The sequence below is a fragment of the Aestuariispira insulae genome, assembly GCF_003385955.1.
GTDB classification, from domain to species: Bacteria; Pseudomonadota; Alphaproteobacteria; order UBA8366; family Aestuariispiraceae; genus Aestuariispira; species Aestuariispira insulae.
This window is the reverse complement of record NZ_QRDW01000002.1, coordinates 187045-205171: the sequence shown is the minus strand read 5'-3', so window position 1 is coordinate 205171 and position 18127 is coordinate 187045. Positions and strand designations below refer to the sequence as shown.

General features: G+C 57.6%; 18 protein-coding genes. All 18 read right to left on the bottom strand.

What is annotated here, in order from left to right; genetic code table 11:
• Nucleotides 1–8 precede the first annotated feature (8 nt).
• Entirely contained in the window at nucleotides 9–2348 is a 2340-nt protein-coding gene (locus tag DFP90_RS06970; protein WP_115935740.1) for a DUF7483 domain-containing protein, read from the bottom strand.
• A complete protein-coding gene (locus DFP90_RS06965; protein ID WP_147300962.1) occupies nucleotides 2345–3295 on the bottom strand; it encodes a hypothetical protein in 951 nt (316 codons plus the stop codon). Before DFP90_RS06965 ends, DFP90_RS06970 begins: the two co-directional genes overlap by 4 nt.
• A gap of 246 nt (nucleotides 3296–3541) precedes the next feature.
• Nucleotides 3542–6550, bottom strand: a complete 3009-nt coding sequence (locus DFP90_RS06960) for a coiled-coil domain-containing protein (protein WP_115935738.1) — start codon at nucleotides 6548–6550, stop codon at nucleotides 3542–3544.
• A gap of 18 nt (nucleotides 6551–6568) precedes the next feature.
• Nucleotides 6569–6997, bottom strand: coding sequence for a hypothetical protein (locus DFP90_RS06955; RefSeq protein WP_115935737.1), 429 nt, complete (start codon nucleotides 6995–6997; stop codon nucleotides 6569–6571).
• 3 nt (nucleotides 6998–7000) lie between these two features.
• On the bottom strand, nucleotides 7001–8791 hold the full coding sequence (locus tag DFP90_RS06950; protein ID WP_115935736.1) for a phage tail protein: 1791 nt from the start codon (nucleotides 8789–8791) through the stop codon (nucleotides 7001–7003).
• Nucleotide 8792: 1 nt separating this feature from the next.
• Entirely contained in the window at nucleotides 8793–9389 is a 597-nt protein-coding gene (locus DFP90_RS06945) for a phage connector family protein (protein WP_115935735.1), read from the bottom strand.
• The gene (locus DFP90_RS22800) at nucleotides 9386–9529 is read right to left on the bottom strand and encodes a hypothetical protein (RefSeq protein WP_181905231.1); all 144 of its coding nucleotides are present in this window, start codon (nucleotides 9527–9529) and stop codon (nucleotides 9386–9388) included. The genes DFP90_RS06945 and DFP90_RS22800 overlap by 4 nt, the downstream gene beginning before the upstream one ends.
• Before the next feature lie 107 nt (nucleotides 9530–9636).
• A complete protein-coding gene (locus tag DFP90_RS06940) occupies nucleotides 9637–10644 on the bottom strand; it encodes a major capsid protein (RefSeq protein WP_115935734.1) in 1008 nt (335 codons plus the stop codon).
• A gap of 157 nt (nucleotides 10645–10801) precedes the next feature.
• Nucleotides 10802–11434, bottom strand: a complete 633-nt coding sequence (locus tag DFP90_RS06935; protein ID WP_115935733.1) for a hypothetical protein — start codon at nucleotides 11432–11434, stop codon at nucleotides 10802–10804.
• Complete coding sequence (locus DFP90_RS06930) at nucleotides 11427–11732, bottom strand: Bbp19 family protein (RefSeq protein ID WP_115935732.1); 306 nt, start codon at nucleotides 11730–11732, stop codon at nucleotides 11427–11429. Before DFP90_RS06930 ends, DFP90_RS06935 begins: the two co-directional genes overlap by 8 nt.
• 86 nt (nucleotides 11733–11818) lie before the next feature.
• Nucleotides 11819–12280, bottom strand: coding sequence for a hypothetical protein (locus tag DFP90_RS06925; RefSeq protein WP_115935731.1), 462 nt, complete (start codon nucleotides 12278–12280; stop codon nucleotides 11819–11821).
• Nucleotides 12273–12758, bottom strand: coding sequence for a hypothetical protein (locus DFP90_RS06920; RefSeq protein WP_115935730.1), 486 nt, complete (start codon nucleotides 12756–12758; stop codon nucleotides 12273–12275). The genes DFP90_RS06925 and DFP90_RS06920 overlap by 8 nt, the downstream gene beginning before the upstream one ends.
• Nucleotides 12755–13570 (bottom strand): hypothetical protein, encoded by an 816-nt coding sequence (locus DFP90_RS06915; RefSeq protein ID WP_147300961.1) that lies wholly within the window; start codon nucleotides 13568–13570, stop codon nucleotides 12755–12757. The genes DFP90_RS06920 and DFP90_RS06915 overlap by 4 nt, the downstream gene beginning before the upstream one ends.
• Complete coding sequence (locus DFP90_RS06910) at nucleotides 13515–14378, bottom strand: hypothetical protein (RefSeq protein WP_115935728.1); 864 nt, start codon at nucleotides 14376–14378, stop codon at nucleotides 13515–13517. The genes DFP90_RS06915 and DFP90_RS06910 overlap by 56 nt, the downstream gene beginning before the upstream one ends.
• Before the next feature lie 78 nt (nucleotides 14379–14456).
• A complete protein-coding gene (locus DFP90_RS06905; RefSeq protein ID WP_147300960.1) occupies nucleotides 14457–14912 on the bottom strand; it encodes a hypothetical protein in 456 nt (151 codons plus the stop codon).
• 87 nt (nucleotides 14913–14999) lie between these two features.
• Nucleotides 15000–16622, bottom strand: coding sequence for a portal protein (locus DFP90_RS06900; RefSeq protein WP_181905230.1), 1623 nt, complete (start codon nucleotides 16620–16622; stop codon nucleotides 15000–15002).
• A 111-nt stretch (nucleotides 16623–16733) separates the two neighbouring features.
• Nucleotides 16734–17381: a hypothetical protein gene (locus DFP90_RS06895; protein ID WP_115935725.1), complete on the bottom strand. Its 648-nt coding sequence runs from the start codon at nucleotides 17379–17381 to the stop codon at nucleotides 16734–16736.
• Nucleotides 17382–17504: 123 nt separating this feature from the next.
• The gene (locus DFP90_RS06890; protein WP_115935724.1) at nucleotides 17505–18062 is read right to left on the bottom strand and encodes a hypothetical protein; all 558 of its coding nucleotides are present in this window, start codon (nucleotides 18060–18062) and stop codon (nucleotides 17505–17507) included.
• Nucleotides 18063–18127 lie beyond the last annotated feature (65 nt).

The following is an 18127-nucleotide window of genomic DNA, read 5'->3' as shown; positions in this document are numbered from 1 at the left end:
GTCTCCAATCAGGATGTCACGATTGTTGAAACAGGCACAGGCCCGGCCAAAGCGGGCGGGATATTCGCGCCACCGGGCGGTCCAGTCAGGAAGACGATATCCAGATAATCCGAGCTGGTATTGCCGTTATGCGCGCCGGAAGTGCCTTTGAGATAAGCCCCGGTCGTGTGCGGATAATGCTCGCTGGTCGCCAACGCTGTTACCGCTTCCGTCGTGTTGGGTTCCACCTTGTTGACCCATTTCCCGTCCGGGTTCATGGCATCGGTCCACATATGCCAATCAAAGGAAAAATTGGTTCCCTTGATGATCTCCACCAGCGGTCGCCCGCCCTTATAGGCGAATTGCGGCACCCCGGCCCCGGTGCGGGCGCGGATATCCAACAGCCCCGGAACATTCGGCATGACGATCATGAGATAATCGACCCCGGCCTGATTGAGCGGCGCAAAGATCTCGACCGCCTCCACTGTGGGCGCTTGGCCGCCATGGATATTCAGCCCGTCCGTGAACAAACCGTTGGGCAGATCCAACGCCAGATAATGGCCCGCCGCCAGGGACATGCCGATATTGTTGGTCCAGCAATACCAGCTGCCAATGCCGTTGCGCGGCTTCACGATCACCAGGGCCGGGATATCACCCAGAGGATGATGAACCGTCTGGCTGGCCGCGCCGTCACCGGTGTAGGTCACCGCCTGGCAAACCGGCCCGAATTTCAGGGCCAGGAAATGATGCGTCACCCCGTTGGCATTCAGATAGCCCCCGGCATGGGTGAGCGTAAAACCATCCGCATCAAAGGAAACAAGCTCTCCATGGGTCGTTTCCGCCGCTGTTGAAGAGCTGTCCAATTCCTTGCCCGGCCCGCGCAGGCTGTCCACCACCTGCCAGGATGAGGATGGCTGATCTTTCTTGATGAACAATAGCCCCGGAGGAAACCCCAGTCCTGTCACCTGCAAGTTGGTTCCATTGCCATCATAGCTCCCCTGGGCAATCTGCCCTTTTGGCAGCAGGCCCACTTTCGGCATATGCGCCGTGCAAAGGGCCTTGAAACCCTTAGGGACCGGGGCGGCCCAGTCAGCCTCTGTGAAAGCAAAGGTCACATCGCTGGCCGCATTGCGCATTTCCAGGAAGGGCTTGAAACGGCCGCCCGGCGTGAAGCTTGAGCCGGGATTGGCCCCTGTCACAGGATCACCGCCTCCCCACCAGGTCACCGCACCGCCGGTAATTGTCCCGTACCAGATATTGCCGACATCAAGATCAATCGCGACCGCCAGGCTGTTACCGCCGCCAACAGAGCTTTCCGACTGGCTGGCCCCCGCCCCGCCATCCTCACGGTATTGATTATTTATACCCGTCGGCATGGCGTAAACGCCGGACCCCGCCCGAAATGCCTCGGAACTGGCGGTTGGTTTAACCCGGCCAACATCCGCCCAGCCGACATATTCCGCATGGGCCGATGAATGGACCGTCACCGTGTAAAAATACCGGCCTGTGCTGACTGCAAGAGACCCTAAGACAAAATGGTCCGAGCTACCGGAAACCGTGGCCCGAAGGTTCCCCGCGCTAAAATCATGAAGGCTGGTGGCCGGGTTCAAAACCGGGCGGTTATTGCTGGGCGAATCCTGGCTTGAGGTGATCGCGCCGGACTTAGCCCAATCGCTCGGCGGGCTGGCCGGGTCCAGGACATAGGCACCGCGCCCGCCATCAAGCGCCCCCACATTGCCGGCCACAAACCACCCGGTTTTCGGGTCAACCGAACCAAAAGCCTCCGGTCCTAGAGACTGGCCGGAAACATAATGGAAATCGGCCATATACCCGGACCAGGGCTGGTATGGGGTATTGTTCAAGGCCCCGATATAGTGGGCGTCATCCCCCCCGATATACATCAAGGCATCCTGGGCCGGGTAAGTCGCGGCTGAAAAACCGGTCAGTTGGATCCCGTTTACATACATCCGGATCCGGTCCGCCTCTGTGGCCTGGGTGGTATCCACCCGCACCACCAGGTGAAACCATGAGGTTGGATCGGTCAAGCCGATGGGGGCCTGCAAGGATTGCGCCGGAGAATTGCCGACCCGGTTCTGGTAGTAAAGATCCCCCGTAGGAGCGTTGATGTAGATGCCAGCCCTATCATTAAAGCCATTGACCGTGCGGGCGAATACATACTCACTCCCGCTCAGATTTCCCAGTTTCAGCCAGGCGGCCACCGTCCAGGTCTTGTGATCATTCGACGTGCCGCCCGTCAGGCTCTTGCTCAGATAGCCGGTGGCCCCGTCGAACAGGCCGGACCGGTTATAAAGGTTATGGCTAAAACCGTTGTCCCCCATACCAACGGGATAATGTCTAATCAGGCTCATGCCCCCAATTCCTTGATATAGCCCCAGGTCACCATCACACCCGCATCATCCTTGACCGAATAGGCCACTAGGTGATGGCGTGCGTTCGCCGCGTTGTTGTAGTCTCCTTCCAGAGAATGGGTGAAGGTGCTGCTGTCGATTGTGTAACCGCCGGTACCGTCATTGGTGAACAGCAGCTCCGTGATTCCTTCATGCACAAGATCAGGAGTGATCGACAGGTTTTGTGTGATCGTCAGAGTCTGTAACCCATTGACGCTGTGATCGATCATAAAACTAGCATTACTGTCTCCATTCTTCTTCGGGGCCAGGATCACCCCGCTGGTAAGACCACCGGAAAACAAGTTGGCAACCGCCGCTTCCTTGTCCGGCAAATCCGCAAGGTTCTGTGTCTTATCCAGAGGGTTGTTTACCGATGACGCCGCAGCCACCGCCTCCGCCGCCGCTGCGTGCGCTGCATTGGCGGTATCGGCAAATCCCGTGCTGGCCACCAGCTTTCCCGCCGCATCATAGCCGATCAGGGCTTCTTCCCCCGGTGGTTCCGGTATGGTTAATGCATCACCGGAATAAGTTTCAGGCAGGCGCACGGCTTTCTCGATCTGCTTCCAATTGGCCTGATGCAGCATCAGCAATCGATCAGCCAGCCGCTCAACCGTTTCGGGCGGCAGGTTGTTGGCATTGACCAGCCGCGTCAGCTGGGTCTTTGCCGGCCAACGGATGATATGCAGCTCTTGCCCTGCCGCCAGTGGTGACGACAGGGTCAGGCTGCCGCCATCCGCCACGCCATCGCCGGTGACCGACTGCGGCACCTCGGTCGTTTCCGTGCCGTCATCCAGCCGCCGGACAATTTTCAAATCGGCCTTGTCCAGAAAATAGAACGGGATGGCAAAGCTCACACTCTCGCCATCGCCGTGATAGACCTGGGTCGAGTTTTCGGTTTCAACAGTCATGACACCTCGCAAAAGAAAAGGCAGCTGAAAGGCCGCCTCAAAATAAAAAGCGGCACTGGGCCGCCTGGTTCGGTTGATTTCGAAATAAGAACAATACAAGAACAACTATTGACAAGTCGTTTTGCCACCCGTTATGTTGGCCTTGAGATCATGTCGATGGTTGGAAAGTCCGGATACACGGATGCCGCTGCCACCGGGGTGTTTTGCACCTGCCGTATGAGGACCCGCGGCCCCTCAGGCATGGTCTCACTTCAACGACAGAAGGTCCGCCAGGATCTCTCGCAGTTTTTCCCTTGCCTGACGTAATGTTCTAAACGGGCTTTTGTGGATGCTGGCTATTTCATAGCCCTCCTTGGTTTTGGCCACTTCAATAACAATGACCGCACTTTTCCTATCTTTGCTTTTACTGCCCGGGCGCTTGGATATCTCCTTGGCCAGCAAAACCTTGCTATTATTTTGATGATCGGGCAGCAACTCGTCCGCCCCTTTCAGCAACTCCGGCAGATAATGCAGGATCCGGTCCGCATCTGGACCGTTTTTCCGATAAAGCTTATCAATCACTTCATTGGACACAACCATCCGGGCGCTGTTCACTGAATCAAATTCCGGCCTTAACAAGGCCGCATGTGAACGGACTTCATCCGGCAGTGGCGGAAGTTCAAACAGGAATCTCGGTATATCGACATATCCGTCAGAATTCTTTGTCAGCCTCTCAACATAAGGAACAATCTGGTCGCTTGGAAGGACTGCCCCTTCCTTCACGACCTGCCTGTCGAAAACGGCATCTGCACCTGCGTTCAGGACATCTCCAAAACGGGAGATTTGTTCCGTGTCCTGAACATCCAGGATCTGACGCCCATCAGCAGAAAACTGCGCCTGTTCCAGGGCATCGGCAATCTGTTCAAGCTTTTCATCCGCAGCATCCTCTAAGGCTGCCGAACGGTCCGTTTCCTCAAACCGGCCATCTTCCGTTGAAGTTCTTCGCTTTAGCGAACGCATCTGCCTGAATGCTCGCATCAGGCCTTCGGTGATCAGGCCAAAACCAGCGCCAACCAAGGCATTTTTCAAGCGGTTCTCCGCCATCGGGTCGTCCGGGTCCGCCGCCAGGAAGTCAGTCACCGGAGAATCCAAGGTGGGATATGCCTCGACCAAAGCATTGACCGGGTTTTCCAGGGGATCAAATGCGGTCGCCTCTGACAGCATCCCCGCCGCGCCAGCTTCCAGCAGGCCGCCAGAGCCTCCCGCCATTGCCAGGGCTTTGCGCGCCGCTCCGTAACCCGCAAGGAATTGGACAGCTGCCCCCACCAGCTTACCGGTGCCGGTTTCCGGTTCTTCCCCTTGCGGAATGGCCTCTATCACTTCGGCATAGCGCTGTTTCATCTGCTCACGATAGGCGGGCAAATCCTCTTCACGAATGCCTTGCAAACGGGCCCAATAGTCACTGCCACGGGTATCCTCGACACCCATTTTCTCGCCCAGCCAATCGCTAAGATCATTGATGCTGTGCAGCATTTGCTTCCCGGCTTCGGGAATGGAATGGGTGATCAGCCGAAGCGGATCTTCGGAGGTAAAAAACTGCGCGATATCAGCACCGATCCGGGCCATGATGGACGGGCCTTCGGCGTCATCCGGCCCGGCACCGTTACCGCTCCACACCGCCAGCATCTCGCGTGTGCCCATGTCACGGGCAAGCTCTGCATCGCCTGTCTTCAGATACCAGTTGGCATAACTCCGGTTGAAATCATCGGAAAGATATTGCGCAAAGCGCATGGGCTGGCGGTGGCGCTCGAAAATTTTTGACAAGGCTCTGCCTGACCATTCCTGCAATGTTGGCTGCATGGCCTGTAACTGTTCCTGCCTTGCCTTCAGCTCCCCCTCGTCAGGCCTGGTGGTGGCGCGAAGCCGCAAAACATCCTCTTCCGAGAAACTCTCCTGGAAACTTTCCTGCCTTGCGAGCACCGCCAGGGCATATTCTTCGTCGCTCAACTCCAATTGACCCAGTTGGCCTTCCGCCTCCAGCGTTTCAATCCAGTCCATGGCATAGAGGATTTCACTGCCCCGTCTACCGGACAGCGCCTTGCGCACGCGCATCGCCGCCTGGCGCGGCAAAATGCCGGTTTCGTCAAAAAGATCGATGGCTAGATCTGTTTCCGCCAGTTCCATGCCGAACCGGCCCCTGCGTGCCTCCAGCCACTCACCATAAACTTGATCCACGGCGCGCCGGTCTTCCGGTTTTTCCACCGACAGGGTGTTTTCGGCCCCTTCCAGCACGGAAAATACCCGTGCCCTGGCCTTTGCCTTGGCCTGTAAAGCCGGTTCCCGGCGGTCCAACTTGGCATGAACCCGGCTTGCGGCCGCTTCGGACACCTTCCCGCTTGCCACCCCTTCATCCACCACCGCGCGTAATTCCGCCGCTTCTTCCGGCGTGGAAATATGACGCGTCGCCTGGCGCAGGGCATGGCCGTTCTGGACTTGTTTGACAGCACCGAACCGGTCCCGGCCAGCCTCGATCTTGTCCGCCTGGGCCGCCCGTTCCTGTTCACTAAAAAGTGCCGGAACCAGCCCCTTTTCATCCGGATCGCGAAACAGGCTTGCAGCCTGCTCAAAATCGCCCGTGCCGATCAGATGGTTCCGGTATGCCATCAGGAACCGTCGGCCGATCATCCGCTTTGTTTGCTCCAGATTGCCCGGGTCTACCGCGGGTTCCAGGCGATTGAGCATCCGGACCGCCCCGGCCAGGCCATCATCGGGGCCCAGGTCGCCCGACTGGATCGCCGATGCCATACCGGACAGCTCCTTGGACAGCTGGCGCAGGGTTTGGTTTCGGATTTCCTCCTCACGCGCCTTGCCCATCATCAGACCCGTGGTCTCAATCGCCTCATCTGTTTCCTCGAGAAAGGCCTCCCGTTCTTCCGCACGGTAAAACTCAATCCCCTCCAACAGGCGATCACGTTCATTCTCCAGGTCCTGCATCAGCAGGCGCTGCTTTTCTTCTTCACCAATTGCCGAAACACCGCTGCCCCCTTCTTGACCAGCTTCCGCCAGGCGGGCACCGGCATATTCATGGAAGGATTGCAGCGCCTCCATCTGGCGGTTCTTCAGATCCAGCAAATGCGCCTGCTGGATAAACGGTGCAGCCCGGCCAAAGGTTTCGCCCAGGTTATGCACCGACTTGGCAATGAAGCCGCTGCCGTCACTGCCCAGATCCATACCCGGCATGCGAAATGCCCGGTTGCTGTCCGGTATATTGCCCATGTCATTCCTTTCCCGGGATCAATCTGTGGGATCCCATTCAAATGTCTTGTAATAATCAAAGGCCCCGCCCAGCAGGGATCCCGCCGCATTGATGCCGCCACCTATGGCTGCTGACCGGCCCCGGCGGCGCGCCATCCCGGCCCGCATCTCCCCCATGGACAAGATGTCGTCGATATCCTGCTGGCCATAGCGCTCGGTCTCGTCGATCAGAAGCCCCGGCGACCCCTCCAGATCAATGCCCTGGGCCGCGAAACTGGCCCGTTGCAGGCCGATCCTGCGCCGCAGGTCCCGGCGGCGGTTCTCTGCCTCCTGACCTGCGGCCTTGCGCTCATAACTGGCCTGCCGTTTGGCCGCCTTGCGGCTGGCCCGGGCCTGATAGATCGACGCGCCCGCCTGCAGGGCGGTGGCGCCGACACTCAGCAATTTGGCGATATCGCCCCAGCTCATTGTCTAAACTCCCATTTCCGGAATGATTGCTCGGATCGTGCAGGGCAGCGGTTCGCGCGCGGCGATCTCCACCCGGGGCACCAGGTCATGGCCGCTGGGAAATTTGACTTTCACCAGCGCGCTGTAGAGCGGCTCCGCCGCCCCAAACGGCAGTTCTGATGGCCGCAGCGGCTTGCGCTCGCGCCCCTTACCTTCCACACCGACCTCGATCGCCCCGCTTTCAAACAGATCCACCGTGACCGAAACCGGCCGTTTCAGATCGCCTTTGCTGGCCCCTTCCCTGGTCTGGTAAAGCGGCTCCAGCGGCACCACCCGCGCCGGCGCCGGAAGGCCTACCTGGATGGTCGATGCTGTGGCCCCATTGGGCAGGGTCACCGAACCGTCTTCGGCCACCGTCACCCTTGGCAGGACCGCGCCATCCGCCAGGATATCCACCTGCTCCCCCGCCAGATGCCCGAACCCGGTGACCTGGCCGGTGCTCTCGCCCTGATAGCTGCCACCCGCATCAACAAAAAACGCATCCGCCCTTGTCTGGTTTTCAGAGGTGCGAAACAGCGGGTCGAGCCGTTCGATGAAACGCCGCGCCTCACCGTTGATTTTGCGGCGTACCGCCAGGTAAAGCGCTCGGCGCTGGCCTTCAAAGACACAGGCAATGCTCTCCACTTCGGCCCAATCCTGATCCATGCCGCGCCCGCCGATCAGATGCCGGTGATAGGCCAATACCTGTTCATGGGGCTCATAGGTAACACCGACCAATTGCCCGTCATCGCGCAGCATCCACAAAACCGCATCCGGCTCATCGGCAAAGGCCATTTCGCGGATGCCGGGACCTGTCACATGTTCCGAGGCCCGGGAGATCGGCGGACTCAGCCAGCCCTCTTTTTCAAAGGTGAAGCGGGTCTCGTGCAACTGTTTGCGATTGCGCGATAAAAACAGCACCGCATCGCCCGCCTTGACCGGCCGGACCGGGGCGGATCCTTCCTTGGTCTGCATCCGGTTCTGAATCGAAGTGATCGACAATGGCGTGTTGAAACCGGCACCGCCAACGGATCGTATTCCGCCCGTTGTGCCGCTGATCAAATGCTTATCCTCGACCACCCATTGAATTTCCTGGGCCATGCCCGACGTGGTGGTGAATTTCAGCGCGTCATCCGCATTGGTGCCCAGACCGAAATTGGTCAGGCGCAGATCTTGCGCGGTGCCGGTCGGCGATTTGGAGAGCCAATAGGTCGAAGGCTGGCCTGGGGTCGCGCACAGAACCATGCGCTGTTCGAAAAAACCGATCCGCTGTGGATAGTTCCCTGCCGTCCATTGCGACGGTTTTGAGGTGAAGCTGACATCGGCAATCGTCCAATCATCATGGTCGTTGCGCACCAGTTTTTTGGGCGCGTGATCTTTGTGCACGATATAGAGCGTGCGCTCATCCTGGGCGTAGTCCAATTCAAAAAGCTGATCCTCGCCAAAGCCGGTGGCCAGCTCGTAAATCTCGTCCTCATCCGTCAGGATCTGCCCGCCATCCCGATAGACGCGCATGTAAAGATCGCCGAATTCGAGAATATAGGTGTCATTCACGGAATATTCGAATGCGATCAGGCGCACGGCCTTATCCGCATGTTTGGCCGATGCGATAAAGCGGGTGCCGGGACGGCGCATCAAAACGCCATGAGCCATGACCTGGAAATTTTCACAGACAGAAAGACCCGTGCGATAGCTCTCCAGGTCAACCCGGCTCTGCACCAGAGGTGAGATTTCACCCCGGCTGAAAGCAGGTAGGATGGATTTGATCACCGCCATATCAGCGCTCCCCCCTGGCATCCAGCCAGCCGCCCGGCATCACGTCTGGCGGCTGGGCCGATTTCGCATCCCTGACCTCGGCCAGGATCAGCGCTTTTTGCGCCTCCACCTCCATCCGGTCGCGCTCGGAATTTTTACCCGTCAGCGGTACCGCCAGATATTTCGCCAGCAGGCTTGACGCCGCATGGATCAGTTCCGCATCCCAGGCATTCACCGGCACATCACGCGAGATATAGCGGATAAAGAGCGGGGCCTGAGCCGCCACCAGAAGGCTCCGCCCCTCCCGTTCGAAAGGAACCGGTGCCCCGGTTGCTTCCCCATCCTGACTGAGTGCCAACGGCCGCACACAATCAGACGGCAAGGGAAAACGGGTCCTGCCGCTATGTTGAAACGCCACGGGATTGCCGTCCGCCGCCAGGCTGGCGCGCTTGGTCACACAGGCCCAGGCACCCGCCTGCAAAACCTCGTCACGGACCTGCGGCCAGAAACGGCCGCACAGGCGGCCGGCTTTGGTCGACCGGTCCTGGGGGTCGGTCATTTCCTCATCCTGGGCCAGCATCGCCAGCGCCAGGTTCCAGACATCCACAATCGAGGTCATTGATTCTCCCCTTTTTCATGTGTGCTGTCCTTTGACTCCTCTTCCGCATCGCGCCGCCGCATCTGCTCGAAAAAGACCCGGTTGGCTTCCGCCAGGCTGAGAATACGATCACACCGCTTCGTCCTGTGCTTGCCTTTCATGGCCGCCTCCAATTCCGCTGTGAAAATTGTGCGCCCCGGATCCCCGCCGCACCGCAGGGCGGATAGGGGGATCCGGGAACGCTGTTCAGGGGTTAGGGCCGCCCACGTCAGCCATTGGTTTCCAGGAAGACAATCGGCACCTGCTTGCGTTCGGGCCGGACACGGGTCCAGTTGCCGCCCAGCGCCAGTTCCGTATTGGTCGGGCTGACCCCGGCCTGGCTCGCGCCGGTATATTTGATACCCATGGGATGGATCACGAAATTGCGCCGGGAATAGAGGACCTCCTGGCCCTGGCCGTTGCCCGCTTCCGGGATGCGGTCCACTTCGGTCGGGGTTTTCATCGCGCCCTCGCCGTAGCCGACCGCGCCTTTGCCAAACAGGATGGTGACATATTTCGGGCTGTTCGCCCCCGCCACCACCGGCAGGCCGTCATCCACAATCACCCGGTATCCCAAATAGGTCTCGAACCCGATCTTGCCGTCCGAAGTTTCGGTGAATTGGATCAGGTTCTGTTCCTGCAGCCTGGCATGAACCACCGAATGCATGGCAATGGCCGCCAGGTCATTCTTGGCGTCGCCCAATGTCTGGGCCGCCCGGATCACCGCCGGTCCGCTGATCAGGGTTGCATCCCCCGGGGCTGCCACATCGTCATAGAGGCTGTAGACCATATCCGCGCCGTTATTGGCGATATTGGCCGCCAGCACACCGCGCAGGCTGGCTACCAAAGTGCGCTGGTGGTCCCGGTTCCAATAGCGCGCCACCCGGTCGGCGATATTGCCCATGGGATCGGCCCCCGCCACATCGACCGACAGATCCATGCCGGACCAGGACTGGTTGCGCCGGTGCACAATCGCCTGGTCGGCAAAGCTTTCGATCTTTTCATGGGTTGCCTTGTCGGATGGGTCGTCACTGCCGATCCGTGATTCCGTATTGGAGAGGTCTTTGAAGGACGGCATGGTAACCGTGTTGCCGCCGCTTTTTGCCTTCGCATCCAGCTCCTTGGAGGTGACCATCACCCCGGATTGGAAAAAGGCCGACAGTTCTTTGGTCTTGGAATACATATAAGGGGTGAACACCTTCGGTTCGATGATGTCCGCCAAACGGGTTTCTGCCATGTGGCTGCTCCTGTTTCAGGTTTTGGAAAAAAACCGGCAGGGAAATCCCTGCCGGCGGAACCCGGGATAAAGACCGGGAACGACGTGATATTTATACTCAGCCCAAGCATCGTCATTGCCGGGCATGACCCGGCACTCCAAGTCTCAGGCAAACGAACTAACCCAGGCTGATCCCCGCCTGCGCCGCCAGGCTCCGGGCCAGGGCGGGGTTTTCGCGCATCAACCGGCCCTGCTCGGTCAGGTTGGGATTGTCCGTGCGCCAGGGGTTGCCACCCGGTCCGCCTGCGGGCCGGGTCAGGTCATCCTCACCCAGCCGCGCGCCCACCGCATGCAGAAACTCAATGAAAGCCGGCGCACGGGTCCAGCCGCCCGCCTGCAAATCCGCCATCAGCTCCGGCCCGGCAAAGTGGGACAGCGCCCGTTCCGCCAGGCGGCCGTTGGCGGCAAAATTGCGGCCCCATTTTTCGCGCAGGGCAACCGTTGCCTCCGCAATCTGGTTGTCCGTTTCGGCCCGCATGGCCTCATCATGGCCCGCCAGGCGTTTGTCCCGGACCGATAACAGGCGCTCAAACTGCTCCCCGCTCAGGCCAAGATCCTGCGCCAGTTCCAGGAAGGGTGCCCCTGCCGTATCATCCATGCCTTCGGGCAGGGTATAGTCCTCTCCCCCGTCCCGGTTCTCGGGGGCTGCATCAATTTCCACGCTTGAATCAAAAACGCCGCCCAGCGGCTGGACGGCGTTTTCTTCTCCCCCCTCTATGCCGGGGACTGGCTGAATATCGTCTTCATTCATGGCTCATCTCCAATTGTTCCGCATAATCCGCTTCTGCCAGCTGGCGCAAATCCGCTTCCGTGAAGGCCAGCATGGATAAAACATGCTGATAGACGCTGCGCATGGCGTTATGTTCAGCGGCACTGCCGCTGTCGGCAATTTCAAAATAGCGTGTTGCCCGCGCCAGATCGTCCAGCACCTGTTTGCCGTCCGGGCTGGCAAACACCCGCTTATAGGCCCCCGCCGTCGCCGCCACCGCGCGGCCCGCACGGGTGAAGGACCGCCAGCCGCCAAACCTGTTCCCGTCTCCAGATTTCATGATGTTTATCCTTGTCCTTTCTCCTCAGACACCCACGGGCCTCGATGGCAGATCCCATCGGGTTGATGGGTGTCTCGACACCCCCATCATCGGTAATATTCTGTGATGAATGCCTTGTCGCGGGTCACGATGACCGATATCTCGTTGAAAAAGTCTTTCTTGACCCATTTCCTGCACCCCTGGACAAGCCGGAGGCTATGGTTGGAAAGAGGCATTCCGCTCACGGTTTCAAAACCGTTCTGCCCGCAAAAAGACAGCCCGTTAAATCCAGAAGGCAGCTTGTATCCTTTGATATTTTCAAAACCGGGCCTGCTTTGTGTTCGTGTCATCAGCAGGAAGGAATTAGGTTCCAATTCAGGCAGTTGCACGGAAGCCTCTTCCAGGATCTCCTGATAACGATCGCTTTCTCCGGGCCCGATCATGATGACAAGCAAGAGGAAAAACCACGCAAAGGCAGCTAGAAGAATATGAACCAGAAAGCCGATTGTTATCGTCAGATCAGCAGAAAACGGGTTCTCTTTTAAGCGCAAGAACATGGCCTTAATCATCCGTCAGGTAATAGGTAAGAAGGCTGTTCTCCGTAAAACGATAGCGAATGAAAACACCACCGGGTTCCGAATAATCATAGTGACAGGCCGCCGCGTCCTGGGCAATTTCCAGGCCATTCAGAGCCGGGACAACGGTGCCTATTCCAGATGTTCCGCAATAGCTCAGCCCGTCATCTATCTGAAACGCCTGATAATAGCCAATGTCCCTGATAACCCCGGCATAGCGTTCCACTGGCCCCAGGGTCTGTTCCGGAAACGGCCCCTCAACCGGATAGTGTTCCCGAACCTCGGCCAGGATGACCCAGTCATAATAGGGATCGATCCAGGACAGCAAATCCAGGTCAAAATCTGGAACAAAATCTCCAACAATGGTGATCAGCATCAAGAGCAGTCCATAGAACAGGATCTGGATCCAATAGGTAGAGGTGCCCATCAACTGCCAAAGGCCCTTTTTCTTTGTATGATTTTCTTCAATCATGGCAATTTCTCTGGAGAAACACCGTATCGAATGACAAAGTCGCGGGTCTTCGGTTCAGCTAGGCTTGCCATACTTACAAGCCTGGTATCGATTTCGCTTTTGAATTTTCGTCGACTGCCTTCTCCGAAAAACGGTTTCCAGTTGAAATCATATTCATCATAGAGACCGACTGGCTTCTTGGCGTCATCGCCTTGCTCATAGATCAGCCAGGCATCCCCCAACGCCCTTTCCGCTTGTGAATCATAAAACTCGGTCTTTTCCGCCCGGTATATTCTACCGTTTTGCGTAAAAAATTTAGGCTCGGTGCTTTTACCAATGCCATCGGTTGACGGTCGGGTTTTCAGATTGCCGCTTTCGTCTTTCAGGCTCTCCAGCAACGCCGCAAACTCTTGGTCCCCCATTTGGTAATCACCAAAACCGCGCCAGTATCTTTCAAACATTCTGATCGCAAAGGGATCATCCAACTGATCACGAATGATATTGCCCCACATGCCTAAAACCGGACGACGGATGCCGCCTGCATTTGTGGAGCCCTCTCGCCCAGTATCGTATTTCTGCTCCAACCGTTTTTGGAATTCCGGTCGATCACCATAAAACTCCATGGCCTGTTCGATTTCCGCGAGTTCTTGGTTCGGGTCAGACTGGAACAAACGTCGCATATTCAATCCAGTTTCCTGCGGCATAACAGAATCAGTTGTCCGTCCTGCAAGAATCCCTGAGCCAAGGTCCGTCAGCTCCAAACTCTGTTTAGGATCTTCATCCCACCTTGCTTTGCGCGCAGCAAAATCGGCTTTTACATGGGCCAAAGCCATAACCTCTTTCTTGCAACAAATTTTGGTAATCCTTCGCCGTCGAGTGATCGCCTCGGTCGACGATACGCTGCAACTTGCCCATGTCGGTTGCAGTCAGAGGCACGGCATGACCGTTCATATTCGAAATTGTGACGTTTGAAGCATATCTCTTCTTGTTGATGTCTTGATCCAAACGACCTTCCTGATCGGGAAGGATAAACCGCCTTACATTCCCCTGATCAAGGATGACTTCAATTTCTTCATCATTCGTATCAACGCCGATGATTGATGCTTTGCCATCATCAAAATCAATATCTTGGGTTGCATCAATGGTAACACCATTTTTTAGCAGGAGTTCATTATTGAAACGCAGAATGATGCCATCATGGATATCAATATCTGCCGAAGGCTTAAATTTTGGCTGATAAGCATCTTTGATGAACAGACCATCCGCGTAGGCTTTTTTAAGTACGGCGCCGAGTTCTTCTTCACTCAATCCTAAAACACGCGCAGCATTGCCGATCCGTGCGCCTAGTGCGTTATTATGGTAATCTTGAACGTTCTCTTCCGGCGTTCCAGGATAGTGATCTTCCAAGGCATTGCCGAGCTCGATAGTATGACCGTACCCGTGCTCATATGCCAGCAGCGCAGCAATGCCGGTATGGCGCCAAGCATCAATCTGATCGCCAACCCGGGCGTTCGGATCCCCTTTGCCCCGGAGATCTGATATCGGAACCTCATGAATACTGTTGTACCAATCAATCACTCTTTGCTGCATGGTTTGATCAACAGCGTTCCAACCTTGGAACAATTTCCAATAGTCGCTCATCCGTCTCTTCCTTAGATCCAAAAATTACAGTTATGCCGCTCCTCCAGACAGCCGCCCGGCTGATCTGATGCCGGCGGCCTATTCCTGGTTATCAGGGGTATCCCGCATGTCTGGGCTGTTAAGGCGCTGCGGTCCCCGCCCGTGATAAGTGATGGTAACTTGGCTGGGTTCCATGCAGCTATGCTGCAGGCCACTGTCCGTCAGGATCGGATCGTCTTTCGGTCTATCCACCACGGGGCGGGCATCAATGTCATAGTCATTCACATTGACCCAGAGGCAACGTGGATAGAATCCATCGCCAAACTTCAGAAGAGCCATGTGATACATTCCGGAATATTCCAAGTGGGTAGCGGGCAGGGGCGAATTGGCCTCACAGTAGGCGGATTCTATCTTATATTCTGCCCTGCCCTCATGGGTTGGGCAGAAAATCCCCCCCCAAGGATTAAAAAAATAGTCGTAAGCGGAACCAACCGCGACCAGGGTTATCACCACCCCGCCCGCCCATTTGGCGACACGCCAGAACCAAGCCGCCATTGCCTTTCCCATCCCAGAATGTGCCATCCATCTTTCTCCCTTTAGCTGCAATGCAATCACAATACCGAGAACATTTAAAGAACATAATTAAGGCATTTCGAGGGCGGGGCCCGTTTCCGGCACCGCGCCTGGCTGCTGGGCCGCCATCTGCTGCATCAGCATCATCTGCGCCTGCTGCTGGCGCTCTGCCTCCTCGTCTCGCATCTGGCGCGACAGCTCTTCCGCCGGCACGATCAGGTCCGCCGGCACCCCTTCATTATCGGCCACCATGCGCGCCGCCTTGTCCCAGTCGATCATGCGCGGCACCTTGGCATCCATCTGGCCCGCCGCCTGGACAAATTCCAGCGCGCGGTAGAGACCCGTGGTCTCGCCCGCCTTGCGCAGCCTGGCCATGGGCGAGGTGAATTCCAGGGTGACCGGCTGGCCTTCCAGCACAGGCGGCCGTTCCGGCAGGCGGATCTCGCCATAGCGCGCCTTACGTTCCAAAATCGCCAGCTCCCGCTCCACCAGCAATCCCAGCATTTCCTCCTGCGGCGCAAAGGGCGGACCGATCAGGTCGCCTTTTTCCTGGGCGCGGATCGCCGCTTCATAGGCGGTCATGCCCGGCTTGTTGGCCAGGACCTGCCACAGGTTTTCCGAGAAACTGGCGCCGATCTCAGCGGATTTGCGCTCCATCCCCTCCAGGCCCAGAACCGGCTGCGCGCCCGATTGCAAGGGCGCGAATTTCGGCCGCCCCTGCTCGTCGATCAGGTCCGGGTTGAACGCGCCCGCATTCAAATTGATCCGCCGCTCCAGCTTGCCCCGGATGCCCATGGGCGGGTCGACCGCCTTTTCCATGGCCCGCGTGGTGGTGCGCGCCATGGCGTAATATTGCTTCACATCCGGCAGGGCCGACATGGCGGGTCCCCAGCCATAGGCGCTATCCGGCACCTCATTCATCACCGAGGCGATGAAGGGAAATTCATGAAAGCCTGAGCGTTTCAACATAGTCCGGCTGTCACGCTCCACATGCAGGCTCTCAAAGGCATGGCCGGCCTTGGCACCGCTTGCGGGCTGGACCAGATGCACCACCGTGAAACACCGCTCCTGCTCCCCGCTTCTGTTGAGCGCGTCGCGCACTGCGGGCGGCAGGGCGGCCTCGCCATAGGCCTGGGCCATCTGGCGGGCGGTCATCTCATGCTCGCGCGCCGCCCGGTCATATTGCCCGCGATGGTTCCGCGCCAGGCAGACCTGGTTGATCGGCACAAATTCATAAAGGATCGGCGGCAGCGGCTTGCCGCCCTCCTCCCCGGCCATTTCCTCCTTCACCAACAGGCATTGCGCGCCATAGAGCGCCAGCGAGCGCCCCATGCGTCGGGGCAGTCCGGCAAAACCCGAAAGCGGCGCATAGCGATAGCGGAATAAAAGCCTGGTCATCTTGGCCGCCCAGGCTTTCACCTGGCCGTTTTCCCGCAAGCCCTCATCCAAAGGGGAGAGCGCATGCCAGAAGGTGCCGCGCGGCATCAGAAGGGAGGTGAAGACGGCGGCAAACATATCCGGCAGCAGCAGCGGCCTGGCGCCAAAAATCCGCGACATATCGCCCATCCGCCCCTCCATGGCCGCCCCATAGGGGTCCATCCGCTCCGCCACCTGGGCCCAGACCGGCTCAAACCGGGCGCGCTCAACCTTCATGGCTGAAACCGTGTCCAGCACATCCTGTGCAACTGTCATATTTTTCTCTCCATGAAAAAAACCGCCCGGACATTGGGGCGGTTTGGGTCGGAAGCGCATGCGGGCCTATATTGGCCGCAGCAAAACGGGTCAGTCTCAGTCAAATCGGCTTTACTGCGCGTCCCACGCAGTCTCCCACGCAGCCTTGGTGCCGGCCCAACCGGCGTCGCCGAACCAACCCGCATAGGCCTCCTGCTCTTTCCATGGGCGATCCAGCCTAAAGGGATCGAAAAGCAAACCCACGCCGTCTTTGGCCTGATCCCAGGCGTCTCCCCGGGCATTGCTCAGCATCTCCTGCCAAAGCGCCTCCTCCCCTTCATGACCGGCCAATTTCGTCGGCAGATATGCGGTCCAGGCTTCTGGCGCCAATCCATGGTTCTTGAAAATCCGGGAATGATAATCCCGGATATCCCGGACCTTCAGTTTGATAACCGCCTTTGGATCCTGCTCCCAAAGCGCTTTGCGGGCTTCAAAATCCGCGCGCATCAAATCCCGGCCTATCGCCCTTTCCCGCAAGGCACTGACCGGTTTCCCCATATCCACGGCAAAATCCTTCATGAAGTTGTTGGCTGTCCTGCCAAGGACCGTGTCATTGCGGGCCACCCCAAGCGCCATGGCCCCATAAGCATAGCCCTTATCGCTCAGGAATTGATAATAGTGCACGCGCGCATTGGGATCCTTGCTTTCCGCCAGTTTCTGCAAAAAACCCATCTCCGAAACCGTCAATGGCTCCGGCTGGCTGACCTTCTTTGTTGTCATGGATAACCTTTCTCACCGCCAGCAGGCGGCCAAGCAAAACAGCCCGCACACAACCGGCACAGGCAAATTCAGCGCATAAAAAAACCCCGCGGACACGGGGTTTGGCTTGGAGCTGTGATGAATTCAATCGCTGTCAGGCAGCGGGGGATTGTCTTCGGGATGTTTTTCTACAGCTATTTGATAAGCTTGCCTGTTGATCGCGATAAGTGCTAACCGCGCCTCACCATTTCGAACGGCGTGTATCAAATTTACTACTGGAGCCCCCGGATCTATCGAGTAATAAAACTCATGTTCTGTCCACTTACTACTGACCGAACCAAAACGGCTATACCCCATAGCAGATAGTGCTTCGTCCGCACCTTTAAACTTCCCTGGGACCCTGACAGCGCATGAACCATAATCGGTAATAATCATGTACCAGCGTACACCATCATTATATGACCACGCATCATCTCCATCAGGAATTAGTTGCTCTTTACGATATGCAACATCTGTAATCTTTGTGCCTCCCGTTAACTCCTGAGCAAGCTTAGGAATACTGATCATCGCTTCTTTGACATCACCAACCTGCTCCAAGCAAACACGCTGGAACGCCTGCCAGCCTGGCTCAGTCTCATAGTCAACCTCTGCCAATGCTGAAATCGGCAATAGTAACAGGATGACCGACAGTATTTTCCTCATTCTTTCCCCCAAGACTTTATTCGGCACACGCATAAAACGTGGCGCAAATCACATTACAATTCAAT